This is a genomic window from Clostridioides sp. ZZV14-6154 (genome assembly GCF_020657785.1).
In the GTDB taxonomy this organism is placed as follows: Bacteria; Bacillota; Clostridia; order Peptostreptococcales; family Peptostreptococcaceae; genus Clostridioides.
This window is the reverse complement of the sequence record NZ_JAGWCY010000005.1, coordinates 1-12494: the sequence shown is the minus strand read 5'-3', so window position 1 is coordinate 12494 and position 12494 is coordinate 1. Positions and strand designations below refer to the sequence as shown.

At 26.6% G+C, this 12494-nt stretch carries 15 protein-coding genes; 11 read left to right on the top strand and 4 right to left on the bottom strand.

The annotated features are described in order from the left end of the window. The first annotated feature begins 211 nt into the window (after nt 1–211). The 3 genes from KGF45_RS11830 (at nt 212) to KGF45_RS11820 (ending at nt 1305) form a co-directional block, all read left to right on the top strand. Complete coding sequence (locus KGF45_RS11830; RefSeq protein WP_227827705.1) at nt 212–826, top strand: TetR/AcrR family transcriptional regulator; 615 nt, start codon at nt 212–214, stop codon at nt 824–826. Nucleotides 827–849: 23 nt separating this feature from the next. Then, complete coding sequence (locus KGF45_RS20475) at nt 850–1002, top strand: helix-turn-helix domain-containing protein (protein WP_413841441.1); 153 nt, start codon at nt 850–852, stop codon at nt 1000–1002. Between the two features lie 162 nt (nt 1003–1164). Continuing rightward, nucleotides 1165–1305, top strand: a complete 141-nt coding sequence (locus KGF45_RS11820) for a hypothetical protein (protein WP_227842612.1) — start codon at nt 1165–1167, stop codon at nt 1303–1305. A 323-nt stretch (nt 1306–1628) separates the two neighbouring features. On the opposite strand, the gene KGF45_RS11815 is transcribed toward KGF45_RS11820, so the two are convergent. After that, nucleotides 1629–1721 (bottom strand): helix-turn-helix domain-containing protein, encoded by a 93-nt coding sequence (locus KGF45_RS11815; RefSeq protein WP_227842692.1) that lies wholly within the window; start codon nt 1719–1721, stop codon nt 1629–1631. 127 nt (nt 1722–1848) lie between these two features. On the opposite strand from KGF45_RS11815, the gene KGF45_RS20470 reads away from it, so the two are divergent. From KGF45_RS20470 to KGF45_RS11795, 4 genes are all read left to right on the top strand, one after another. Beyond that, nucleotides 1849–1920: a helix-turn-helix domain-containing protein gene (locus tag KGF45_RS20470; protein WP_227842691.1), complete on the top strand. Its 72-nt coding sequence runs from the start codon at nt 1849–1851 to the stop codon at nt 1918–1920. Nucleotides 1921–2312: 392 nt separating this feature from the next. Beyond that, nucleotides 2313–3152: a DUF5685 family protein gene (locus KGF45_RS11805; protein WP_227842611.1), complete on the top strand. Its 840-nt coding sequence runs from the start codon at nt 2313–2315 to the stop codon at nt 3150–3152. Next, a complete protein-coding gene (locus tag KGF45_RS11800) occupies nt 3142–3582 on the top strand; it encodes a hypothetical protein (protein ID WP_227827700.1) in 441 nt (146 codons plus the stop codon). Before KGF45_RS11805 ends, KGF45_RS11800 begins: the two co-directional genes overlap by 11 nt. 10 nt (nt 3583–3592) lie before the next feature. Continuing rightward, nucleotides 3593–4090: a hypothetical protein gene (locus tag KGF45_RS11795; RefSeq protein WP_227827699.1), complete on the top strand. Its 498-nt coding sequence runs from the start codon at nt 3593–3595 to the stop codon at nt 4088–4090. A 457-nt stretch (nt 4091–4547) separates the two neighbouring features. Here the strand turns inward: KGF45_RS11795 and KGF45_RS11790 are convergent, their stop codons facing one another. Further along, on the bottom strand, nt 4548–5276 hold the full coding sequence (locus tag KGF45_RS11790) for an HAD family hydrolase (RefSeq protein ID WP_227827698.1): 729 nt from the start codon (nt 5274–5276) through the stop codon (nt 4548–4550). Between the two features lie 125 nt (nt 5277–5401). On the opposite strand from KGF45_RS11790, the gene KGF45_RS11785 reads away from it, so the two are divergent. Continuing rightward, nucleotides 5402–6490 carry a hypothetical protein gene (locus KGF45_RS11785; protein WP_227842610.1) on the top strand — a complete coding sequence of 363 codons (1089 nt, stop codon included), beginning with the start codon at nt 5402–5404 and terminating at the stop codon, nt 6488–6490. Between the two features lie 323 nt (nt 6491–6813). Here KGF45_RS11785 and KGF45_RS11780 read toward each other — a convergent pair whose 3' ends face one another. Beyond that, nucleotides 6814–7599, bottom strand: coding sequence for an EFR1 family ferrodoxin (locus tag KGF45_RS11780; protein WP_227842609.1), 786 nt, complete (start codon nt 7597–7599; stop codon nt 6814–6816). A gap of 122 nt (nt 7600–7721) precedes the next feature. Here KGF45_RS11780 and KGF45_RS20465 point away from each other — a divergent pair, with 122 nt between their 5' ends. Then, nucleotides 7722–7772, top strand: a complete 51-nt coding sequence (locus KGF45_RS20465) for a hypothetical protein (RefSeq protein WP_413841461.1) — start codon at nt 7722–7724, stop codon at nt 7770–7772. Between the two features lie 328 nt (nt 7773–8100). Here KGF45_RS20465 and KGF45_RS11770 read toward each other — a convergent pair whose 3' ends face one another. Further along, entirely contained in the window at nt 8101–8949 is an 849-nt protein-coding gene (locus KGF45_RS11770; protein ID WP_227842608.1) for a hypothetical protein, read from the bottom strand. Between the two features lie 202 nt (nt 8950–9151). Between KGF45_RS11770 and KGF45_RS11765 the strand changes: the two genes are divergently transcribed. Then, complete coding sequence (locus KGF45_RS11765; RefSeq protein WP_227827694.1) at nt 9152–9517, top strand: ArsR/SmtB family transcription factor; 366 nt, start codon at nt 9152–9154, stop codon at nt 9515–9517. Nucleotides 9518–9539: 22 nt separating this feature from the next. Next, complete coding sequence (locus KGF45_RS11760; RefSeq protein WP_227827693.1) at nt 9540–11930, top strand: heavy metal translocating P-type ATPase; 2391 nt, start codon at nt 9540–9542, stop codon at nt 11928–11930. The last annotated feature ends 564 nt before the right edge of the window (nt 11931–12494 follow it).

Below are 12494 nucleotides of genomic sequence, written 5' to 3'. Positions count from 1 at the left end.
AGGCGAAATTTTCGGTCATATTAAACATTTACTTCAAATTAATTCGCTATTTTTTATGAACACGTTGTTGATTAATAACCTATATGTATATTATAATATTTATATTGATTTATGCAATGAACAATAATATTTAAATTGTTAAGTAATAAACATTTACTATAAAATTGTTAATTAAAATTAAAAAAATTTATATAGAATGAGGGAATAATTCATGAAAAAAGTATCTATTGATAGAAGAACAATACGTACTAAAAAAATGATTAGGTCTGCATTAGCAGAGTTAATAGACGAGAAAGGATTTAACAATATATCAGTTACTGACTTAACTCAAAGGGCGGATATAAATAGAGGAACCTTCTATCTGCATTATGTTGATAAGTATGACTTGTTAGAGAAGATTGAAAATGAAATAATACAGGAAATTGAAGAAGAGACTAAGCACCTTGATTCAGTCAATATGATGAATATAGATGCCTCAAATGAACCCCTTCCATTTATGGTAAAGCTTTTTGAATATTTTAGAAAAAATTCGGTAATTATTAAATCTATTTTAGGTCCCAAAGGTGACCCTACTTTTGAAAGAAAAATAAAAAGATTTATTGAAATCAATTTGTTTGAGAAACAAAAGTTAAAAAATTTTAACATAGATGAGGCAGTAATTTCAGAAGAATATTTTATACAATATATACTTTCAGCGGACTTAGGTGTAATTCAATATTGGCTTGAAAAAAACATGAAAGAATCTCCTGATGAAATGGCACTGATACTTGCTAGAATGTCGTTACTCGGTCCATTAAGGGCAGTAGGTATTCGTAAAGATTCATAAAAACAATTTTAATAGATATTATTTTGAAAAGTTTAACACAAGACACTGTTTCAGAAATGATAAAAATTACGCCTCAACACATGTCGAATTTTGAGACTGGCAATTCTAGTGTTAGCCTACCTACTTTGGTTGCGATTGATAATATTTTAGGCATATCAATCGACGAATTACAGTGAGAGACAATACTAGACTCTAAAGTTGTCCTTGAAAAAGAATTAAAATAAGTGATAAGTGATTGTAATGACTATGAGATAAGAATTTTAGCTGATATAGTCAAAGCTTCAAAAGAATCAATTAGAAAAGTTAAAATATTTCAATCAAATTTAAGGGAGTAATATATGAAAAATGAAAATATAAGTTATTTGGGATTAGGATTATGCTTTGGTGTTATTTGGGGTTCAGTATTTAAAAATTTAGCTATTGGTTTATCCCTTGGGTTACTTATTGGAGTAGCATTAGATAGGAAGAAAAATAAATAAAATTTCTGTAGTAGAGTATATCCAAAAATAAGAATTTATTTTTTTATAGTAAAATTAAAGTTCTTAGAATTCATTCAAATGTAGAAAAAACAGATGTCTGCTATTATCTAAGTATAAACTATATGTAAAATAGACTTGATAAAACGTATGTGATGATTATACTATCGTTTCCTGACATCTTATGAGGTTTTTAAATGGTATATCAGTAAGAATTATATTGTATAAAAATATAAAACTTATTGATGTACCATATGTAAATCTATAAAATAACTACTAAAGTAGCCTTCCGATAGTTATAAATAAACCCTTTAGAATTAATATTTTTATTTATCTTGCTTCCAACCTAATAACTCATTAGGAGAACACTTGAGAGCCATGCAAATTTTTTCTAATGAATCAAATTTAATAGATATCACAAGATATGTATTGTACACAATTTAATTATTGACAACCATTGTTGCATATAATTAATATAGTAAGTGTAAAATATTGGTAGCAATTAAAAATAGAAAACATATTAAAAATATTTCATACAAATAAAAAATAACCCAAAATCAACTTAGTAAAATAACTAATATAAGTCAAAGTTATATATCAAAATTAGAGAGAGAATGATTTTATCATAGTCCAACAGCAACACTGATACTTAAATTGACAAAAGCACTCGAAGTTGATGCCTTAAAGTTAACAAGATATTTTAGTGAAAAAGATATATTAAAACCATCAGAAAAATAGTTCTAAACAATGAATTATAATTTTATTAATGATATAATAATAATTAACAAAAAATAGAAAAAGAATGAGTTCATGTTTGATGGCATACACTCATTTTTTCACTAATAAAACAATAGAGCCAATTAAGTATACATTTATGTAAGTCACAATACTTTTTATAAACCACAAAGAAGTGTTGAGAATATAAAAGAGTTAAATGTGATATTTATAGATATAGATTGTTACAATACAAATTATAATTTATATAAAAAGTAGTACAAAAAGGAGTATTTATGTTTGGATATGTTAAAATAAACAAAATGGATTTAACATTTAGAGAATATGACCATTACAAAGCTTATTATTGTGGGCTATGTAAATATTTAAAAAGAAATCATGGAGAAATTTCTAGATTTTCTCTGAATTATGATATAACCTTTTTAATTATTTTATTAACAGCAGTATATAAGCCAGAGTCTACAAATACAGAAGAAGTGTGTGTAGTTAGCCCATTTAAGAAGAAAAAGATAATTACAAATGATATTACAGAATATGCAGCAAGTATGAATGTTCTTTTAACGTATTATAAATTGGAAGATAATTTAATGGATGATAAACGCATAAAAGATAAATTAGCATATTATATATATAAAAACAAATTAAACTTAGCCTATGAGAAATATCCTGAAAAAGCTGAGTATATAAAGCAACAATTAAATGAATTAAATAAGTTGGAAAAGGACAAAAATATAAATATAGATGAAGTGTCTAATGTCTTTGGAAATATAATGGGAGAAGTATTTGCGTATAAAAAAGATGAAAATGAGAGAAATCTAAGAATGATAGGTTTTAATATAGGTAAATATATATATTTATTAGATGCATACGAAGATTTAGACGAAGATTTTAAGAAAGGAAGATATAATCCTTTTATAGAATATATAGATAAAAATGATGAGTTAAAAGAAAAAGTTAAAAAAATAATTGTAACATCATTAGGTTTTTTAGCTAGGGGAATTGATAATTTAAATCTAAATAAAAACGTTGGAATAATAGAAAATATAATTTATTCTGGGGTTTATTTAAGATACATGAATATATTAGAAAGTAGAGGTGAAAATAATGTACAGTAATACTTATAATAATGAAAATTTTATGAGAGCAAGAGCTTTTATGGAAAATAGTGAATTTAAAAAAGCCTATGATTTTTTAAAAACATTAACTGACAAATGTGCAGAGTGGTATTATCTAACTGGTTTTTCTGCGATGAATATTGGATATTATGAAGAAGGAGAAGACTTCTTAAAGAGAGCAAAATTCATGGAGCCTGAAAATCAGGAATACAATGATGCACTTAGAAGTTATACACAATATAGAAATGAATATAACAATAGAGCTGATAATTATAATAGAAGAAGACGTAATGATTTAGATGGATGTTGTTGCTGTTGTTGTGATGACTGCTGTTGTTTAGGTGATGATTGTTGTGAAAACTGCGCTAAACTTTGGTGTCTAGATTCATGTTGTGAATGTTTTGGTGGAGATTTAATATCTTGTTGTTAGGATGATAAATATGAGTATAAAAGTTGCTTATGGAGGAGTTTTATTAGCATTAAATGTAATACTGTTAACTCTTACAAATATTATTCCTGTAAATACATTGTTTATCATGGGGTTAGCATCACTTTTAGTATCAATTGTAATAATGGAATGGGGATTTAAAAGTGGCATTGCTTTTTATATAGGTTCTGTAGTATTAGGATTTATAGTAATGGCAAGTAAATCTCAATGGATTGTATATTCCCTTACTTTTGGGATATATGGTATTGTTAAATATTTTATAGAAAAAGATAGGTCAATATATATTGAGTATCTTATGAAATTAGTATTTGCAAACATAATGATATTTATATTGTATTTTATATTAAGGACAATAGTTTATATTCCAATAAATATTATTATAGTAGCCTCATTTGAGGTAGCCTTTATAATATACGATTATGTATATAGTTCCTTTATCGATTATTACAATAATAGACTAAGAAAGATGTTATTTAAAAATAACAACTGACCTAATGTTTTACTTTAGAATGATTTTAATTTGTATATGAATAATACATTTGTGAAGGTACATTGAAATATAAAAATAAAATTAACATATGTATGAGTTTGTTTAATAAAAAAGACTTTGATTTTTATGTCAGAGTCTTTTTGTGTTGTCATCTAGGATTTAAAAATTTTGATAATAGCAATTTTTTTATTTAAAATAGGGAGTCGCCACCTGAGAAACAAAATCTATAACATGTTAAAACTGTTTTTCTTAAAGATACTATCAAAAGAAAATAAGATACTGTTAAGGACAAAAACATAACTTGAATAGCAGTGATGAATGTTGTCTTATTTTAAGATAAAAAAATTATAATATAGAAAATTTATTAAAATAAAAATAAAGGATATCATTCTAATGATGACATCCTTTATTATAATAAGACTTTTGTTATATAAGTCTTTAAAATAACTAATATAAATTAAATATCCACTATATTTACATCTGTAGATAAAGAATATATAATGTCTTTTCTTTCTACTATTATTTCAACATTTTTAGAAATTTCCTTGTTAAGTGATATTTGAGCCAAAAGTTCTTTTGTAGGATTTATTGCGATTGGATTTCCAACTCTTTTTAGCATATTTATATCGCCATTAGTATCTCCATAAGCGTACGAATTTGATAGGTCTAAATCATATTTTACAACAAAGTCATTTATAGCGTTATTTTTACTTATAGAATCCCACATCGGTATGACTGTTCCTGTAAATATATTATCTTCAAACACATAATCACTTCCTAAAAAGTCAGTTACATTGTACTTCTGAGCCATTTTTTCAACTAAAAATCCAGGACTACCAGATATAAAGATAACTATATGACCCTGATTTAAATGCCAATCTATTCTTGAACGTGTATATTTATAAACTCTATCTGCCTTTAATTTAATTACCTGGTCACTTGTAAAATTAATGCAAGTTTTATCTAAGCCTTTTAAGGAGTCAACATAAAGATTACATATCTCTAATAGGTAATCATCATAGTTGCCTTGCCTTTTATCCCAATCCATAAACGTATCTCTAGCGTGTTTATACCAATTTTTTTGGTCAATTATATCATATTTAATTAATTTCTTAAAATGTTCAACCATAAGAGAGTCCCTATAAAGAGTACCATCTATATCAAAAAAAGCTGCTATATTTTTCATAAAAACCACCTCAATTAATCATTTCCTTATATTATATTATAAATTGTACCTAAGTTGTTAAAATATATGTATAATAATTTATATATTAAAAAATAAAGATTTTAAATTTTAAAGGACGTGATTGTATGAATTTTAATTTTTCAAAGGTTACAAATTCTAGACTTATGGGGAGCTTGGGTCTTATAATAAATTGGATAGACAATAAAAAAAATCACTTTTGTCAATATTTTTTATTGGATGCAGAAGGGTTAGGTTTGGCGGATTATGTGAGTTTGAAAAATCCAACACAAGAAGAAGCTTATAGAGAAGAAGAAAGATTAATGGGTGGATTTGGCTCAGATAGAATTGGATTAACAGAGGAGGAATCTCTGTTTTTAGTATCTTATTTTGGAAATAAGAATATTTGTTATAACAAGATATTACCAGGAGATAAATGTGAATACATTGACATTATAAAAAATTATAAAACAGATTTAACTATAGAAAAATTATATAATAAAATATGTAAAAGAGTTGATGAGGAAGTTGAATTCATAAACTATATGACTATGAGGTTTATAGCATGGGACAGAGAAAGTTTAAGATACTTTTCTGGAAGTGACGAGATTGCAAATATGCATATTACAAATATCAATGGTACATTGCTTAAAAATACAGTAAGCAATAAAGGACAAGGTAGGTATATTAGCGAGGCTTTATATGAAGATAATGATGGGTATTATACATGTAAAATAGCCTTTTGTATAAGTAAATGTAATGAGACTGGCTTTAAAATTAATTCTATGCTAGTAACAGATAAAGAGCCTATGTACGACTTTGAAGTTTTTGATGAAATTTCTAAGAGTGAATTTGTAAGTGTATATAGTGTAAGTTCACCTGAGGAGTTTGCAAAAGTATTTTATGAAGAAAATCCGTTCTTATTAAAAAGTAATATGAATGAAGGGATATTTTTTACTAGATTTAATTTTAATAATGACCATGTTAAAGAAAATGTATATATAATAAATAATGATATGAAAGCTATATATTACTTAATGGGAAACAAGTTTTTTATAGGGACTTATAGTGATAATGATTGTAATTGTATTAATGAAATAAGTCAGTCTAATTATAGCAAATACATTAAATTCGAGGAGAAATTTTTCTTTGAGCAAAATGCTTTATACGATTTTGCAGAGTCAGATTCAATAGACTTTTATGACTTTTTGGAATAATATATGATTTTGGACATTATTTAAGCGAGATTAACTGAATTTAATCTCGCTTAAATTTATTTCTATAATATTGGGGGAATATTATGAGGAATACATTTATTATTGTGGTCAATTATTAAAATTTTATACAATTTATATAAAAATATTTTATTTCTTTTTTTAATAATATTTGTCAATATTGGTTTTTAGCATACCGTATCTAAACATATTACTAGATATATAGGGAATAAGATATATTTTATGGTGAAGCTATGAAGATTTATAATGAAAATAAAATAATATTAAAGAGTTATGAATGATAGTTATAATAAAATTACAAGCTTTTATTTATTTGTAAATATATTAGAATCATACCAACTATCAAGACGGATGAACTTAAATGGCTGATGTATATAGACTGATTGTTCAGGACAATTATAAATACATCTCATGCACAAACAACAACTCCAATTAAATTTGACTTTATCCTTGGTAATATTTATATTATGTTTAGGACAATTATTGGCACATTTACCACAGTGAGTACAAGTATCTTTAACATAGAAGAACTTACCTAAAATACGAGCACCATACCACTCTAATCTACCAAAAAAAGCTAAAAATTTTACTGAAGTTCTACTAGTTGGTAGATGTGAGATTCGATTTATTAAATTATGTACAGTAATAGGTATTTTTTTATCTGCTTCATTAATAAGCTCTTTTGTTTTTTGGTCATCATATTTAACCATAAAATTTGAGGGCATAGCAAACAATTTATTATAAAATACTTTGAAACCTTTAGCATTCAATCTTTTGATTAGTAAATTGGATGAAGCATAATTTATATAATGTTCTTCTCCAGCTGTATGAATTATGAATGTATCCATAGAGTCTATTTTTGGTAAGTGTTTTACAAAGTCTAATACAATTTGAGGTGCGTTAAAGGAATGTACTGGATAAGCTATTCCTACTGAATCATATGATGTTAAATGAATATTAGACATCTTGATATTTTCAATTCTTCTGCAATCAACATAAGTCTGTTGATTTTCAAATTCTTGTTTTATTCTATTTACAATATATCTTGTCATACCAGTTCCAGAGAAGTAAAATACACATATTTTATTCAAAACAATACCTCCTATAAATAAGATAATAACTTGTTAGAGTCATTATAACATAGAGCTAGTAAACTTAAGTTGAGAAATATCTAAGAAATCCAAAAAACCATGAGAAAGGGTGTAGTCCATGTATCCTTGACAATCTAAACAAGAAGAAAATGCCAGCATGTTTTTTTGTATAGTTAATGAAGATATGCATGATGTAACTGACTATTCGATTGAAGGATTTGTGAGCTACTTACATAAACATCAAACAAATAGTGATATACAGTGATATTTTTTAAGTATTAAGTTAAATGTAAATAAAAAATCAGATAAAATTTTATTTTATCTGATTTTTTATTTACATTTATTTTATTAGATTATGTTAATATTTTTTGACTAAATAAAAGGATATTCAATCAAAATTTTATACCTATAATAATATTGGGGGAATATTATGAGGAATACATTTACTATTATGTTCAATTATTAAGGTCTTATACAATTTATTTAAAAAATAAAAATATTTTACATTTCTTCCTCATCAAACTCCTCAATATTAGTTTGTGGCATACCTTGTATAGACATATTACTAGAACCATAAGGAGTCGGATACATGTTAGAAGGCATATTACTAGGCATAACTACAGGCATACCATTCATTGTATTATGACATATAACACCTGGTATCATCATAAGTACATTAGGAGGCATATTTTGATTACATGATAAGTTAGGAATACCCATGTTATTCATATTATACCCCATATTATTCATGTTGCCAGACATGTTGTTAGGCATACCCATATTATTCATGTTACCAGACATATTGTTAGGCATACCCATATTGTTATTCATGTTACCAGACATGTTATTAGGCATACCCATATTATTATTCATATTACCAGACATATTATTAGGCATACCCATATTATTATTCATATTACTAGACATGTTATTAGGCATACCCATATTGTTATTCATGTTACCAGACATGTTGTTAGGCATACCCATATTGTTATTCATGTTACCAGACATATTAGTAGGTACACCCATATTATTAGATGTATTATAGTTCATGTTGTTAGGCATATTGTTTGGATTAGATGTGTTGTAGTTCATATTTCCAGATGTATTATTTGTGTTAGGCAAGTTGTTTGGAGAATTACTACTTTTAGGATAATTATTTACGCTATTAGGATAAATGTTACTTATGTTCTGATTATTAGGTATTTTTGTATAACCACTAGGGATTTGTGGGTCATTTCTCAACTCATCTTGGGGAATTTCTTCGTTAGTAATATAATCTGCATAATTAGCAGGGTCTAAGTAAGGCATGTAACTAGTATCTAAGTTCTTTTTTTTCTTATTACTCATATTAAACTTGCACCTCCTAGAAAAACTATAAAAAAGTTTACAAAAACTTATTCTAATAATATATATATTAAAAAAGTCCATAATATGTGCATTCTAATTATTATTAAATAAATAAAAAAATATTGTTGCGAAATCAGATATAATAGCATATAATGAACATATGAACAGTTATTCATATATTAAAATAACGGAGGATTATACAATGAGAGAAGAGATAAATGATTGTAGTTGTAATATAATACATGAGGAAATAGTAACAGAAGCTAAGTCAACTATGCCAGATGAAGAAATGTTATATGATTTAGCAGAATTATTTAAAGTATTTGGAGATACTACTAGAGTAAAGATATTATATGCATTATTTGCAAATGAAATGTGTGTATGTGATATAGCAAGTTTATTAAATATGACTCACTCTGCAATATCTCACCAACTTAGAGTATTAAAACAGGCTAGGTTAGTAAAATTTAGAAGAGATGGAAAGACAGTATATTACTCATTAGATGATAGCCATATAAGTCAAATATTTGACTGTGGATTAAATCATATTAGAGAGACTTATAAATGATAAATGAGAGGAGTGAATATATATGGAAGCAAATAATATAATTAAAAAGGAATTTATATTAGGAGGATTGAATTGTGCACATTGTGCAGAAGAGATTAACAACAAAGTTTCTAAGCTACAAGAGGTTAAGTCTTCTAATCTAAATTTTATAAATAAAAAACTTACAGTAAATATAGAAAATAGTTTTGATGAAGAAAATACTATAGAAAAGATAATAGAGATAATAGATTCAACAGAACCAGGACTTAATATACAAATAAGCTCTAAAGACAATACAATAGCCAACAAAACATCAACTAAAAAGGAGCTTATATTAGGAGGATTAAATTGTGCACATTGTGCAGAAGAGATTAACAACAAAGTTTCTAAACTAAAAGAGGTTGAATCTTCTAATTTGAATTTTGTAAATAAAAAACTTACAGTAAACATAATAAGTACTTTTGAAGAAGATTCTGTTATAAATAAAATAAAAGAAATAATAGACTCAACAGAACCAGGACTTGATATACAAGTAGAGTCTTCTGATAAAACAAAATCTAGAACGATTGAAAAGTCAGAAACTGTGAGCGATACAAATAAAAAAGAATTAATTCCACTTATAATAGGAGCTCTTGTATATATTTTTGGTATATATCAAACAGCAACAGGATTTGAAAGTCAATTTAGCAATATAGTATTTATAGTTGCTTATGTGATAGTAGGTGGAGATGTACTTTTAAGAGCAATAAGAAATATATCAAAAGGAAGAGTATTTGATGAAAACTTCTTAATGGCTCTAGCAACAGTAGGGGCATTATTAATAGGAGAACTATCAGAAGCAGTAGGAGTTATGCTTTTCTATAAGGTAGGAGAGTATTTACAAGGTGTTGCGGTTGGAAAGTCTAGAAAGTCTATAACTTCACTTATGCAAATAAGACCAGATTATGCAAACCTAAAAGTTAACTCTGAAGTTAAAGTAGTATCTCCAGAAGAAGTAAATATAGGTGATATAATAGTAGTAAAACCTGGTGAAAAAGTGCCATTGGATGGTGTAGTAGTAGATGGAGTATCTATGTTAGACACTTCTGCACTTACAGGTGAGTCTGTATTAAGGGAAGTTGAAAAAGGAGACGAAATTTTATCAGGTGTTATAAATAAGAATGCTTTACTTACTATTGAAGTTACAAAGAGCTTTGGAGAGTCAACAGTTTCAAAAATACTTGACCTTGTTGAAAATTCTAGCATTAAAAAATCAAAAACAGAAAATTTTATATCTAAATTTTCAAGATACTATACTCCAGTAGTAGTTATAGCTGCTTTATTGATAGCATTTGTACCACCACTTGTTATTTCAGGTGAAGTATTTAGTGATTGGCTATACAGAGGGTTGATATTCTTAGTTGTTTCTTGTCCTTGTGCATTAGTTTTATCAATACCACTTAGTTTCTTTAGTGGGATTGGATTTGCATCTAAAAATGGAATACTTATAAAGGGAAGTAATTACTTAGAGGCTTTAAGAAGTGTAGATACAGTAGTGTTTGACAAAACAGGAACCCTTACTAAAGGTGTGTTTAATGTAACTAAGTTAAATCCTGTGGGAATATCAGAAGAAGAATTATTGCAATATGCAGCTCTTGCAGAAGTAAATTCAAATCATCCAATAGCAAAATCTATATTAAGCTACTATAGTAAGAAAATTGATTTAAATACAATAGATAGTTATGAGGAAATAGCAGCCTATGGAATTAGAGTAAAATACAATGGTGAACTTATATTGGCAGGTAACGAGAAGCTTATGAAAAAGGAAAATATATTCTATTCACCAGCTAAAGAAGTTGGAACAGTAGTGTATATTGCTGTTGATAAAATGTATAGAGGTTATATAGTTATATCTGATGAGATAAAAGAAGATAGTAAAAATGCCATAAGAAGTTTAAAATCAATAGGAGTAAAAGAAGTTGTAATGTTAACTGGAGATAATGAAAAAGTAGCAAAAAATATCGCTCAAGAGTTAGGATTAGATACAGTTTACTCTAATTTACTTCCTAATGAAAAGGTAGATAGACTAGAAGAGTTGTATGAAGGTAGAACAGAAAAAGAAAAAATAGCTTTTGTAGGTGATGGAATAAATGATGCACCAGTTTTAGCTAGAGCAGATGTTGGTATAGCAATGGGAGGTCTAGGTTCAGATGCAGCTATTGAAGCAGCAGATGTAGTACTTATGACAGATGAACCAAGTAAAATATCTAAAGCCATTGAAATAGCAAATAAGACTAATAAGATAGTATGGCAAAATATAATATTTGCTCTAGGTGTAAAAGTTATAGTTATGGCACTAGGAGCTGGAGGAGTAGCTACTATGTGGGAGGCTATATTTGCTGATGTAGGGGTAGCACTTATTGCAGTACTAAATGCTATGAGAGCTATGAGATAATATGTAAGTTAAAAATAAATAGATTTTATTAAAAGATTGATTATAAAAGAAGAAGTATTGATAAGTTTATTCTAACTGTATTAATACTTCTTCTTTTATGATTGTATTTATTTACATCTATTTCTATATTCTTATTTATTGTCTGTATTTTCTACTGTATTTTTTCAATTTATATAGGGATAATTCTATTATAACTGTTGAATTTGTATATAGAAATATTTAAAATATTAATAATTAAGATAAACAATTGTGATTTTTTATAAAAAAATATAAATATATTAAAATTGATTGAAGCTATGGTATTACTACATTATAATGGAATATGTGATAATGAAAATTAAAAAATTTAAAAAAATAATTTGAAAAGTATTGACGAATTATTTTTAAGGTGATATAGTATTACTTGTCCTTAAGAAAAGGGCAAACATGGAAAATGAAAAATGAACTTTGAAAATTAAACAGTAGGTTAATTTATAAAACAAGAAACAAACCATAAAGCCAGATATTTTGATAACAATAGTATCTGAGCCTGATAAACTTTTATTTGAGAGTTTGATCCTGGCT

What these genes read in the sequence shown, in the direction of transcription:
- KGF45_RS11820 (WP_227842612.1), top strand. Translation starts at nt 1,165, where the DNA reads ATGAAAAATGAAAATATAAGTTATTTGGGATTAGGATTATGCTTTGGT.
- KGF45_RS11760 (WP_227827693.1), top strand. Translation starts at nt 9,540, where the DNA reads ATGGAAGCAAATAATATAATTAAAAAGGAATTTATATTAGGAGGATTG.
- KGF45_RS11830 (WP_227827705.1), top strand. Translation starts at nt 212, where the DNA reads ATGAAAAAAGTATCTATTGATAGAAGAACAATACGTACTAAAAAAATG.
- KGF45_RS11790 (WP_227827698.1), bottom strand. Translation starts at nt 5,276, where the DNA reads ATGAAAAATATAGCAGCTTTTTTTGATATAGATGGTACTCTTTATAGG.
- KGF45_RS11765 (WP_227827694.1), top strand. Translation starts at nt 9,152, where the DNA reads ATGAGAGAAGAGATAAATGATTGTAGTTGTAATATAATACATGAGGAA.
- KGF45_RS11805 (WP_227842611.1), top strand. Translation starts at nt 2,313, where the DNA reads ATGTTTGGATATGTTAAAATAAACAAAATGGATTTAACATTTAGAGAA.
- KGF45_RS11795 (WP_227827699.1), top strand. Translation starts at nt 3,593, where the DNA reads ATGAGTATAAAAGTTGCTTATGGAGGAGTTTTATTAGCATTAAATGTA.
- KGF45_RS11770 (WP_227842608.1), bottom strand. Translation starts at nt 8,949, where the DNA reads ATGAGTAATAAGAAAAAAAAGAACTTAGATACTAGTTACATGCCTTAC.
- KGF45_RS11785 (WP_227842610.1), top strand. Translation starts at nt 5,402, where the DNA reads ATGAATTTTAATTTTTCAAAGGTTACAAATTCTAGACTTATGGGGAGC.
- KGF45_RS11800 (WP_227827700.1), top strand. Translation starts at nt 3,142, where the DNA reads ATGTACAGTAATACTTATAATAATGAAAATTTTATGAGAGCAAGAGCT.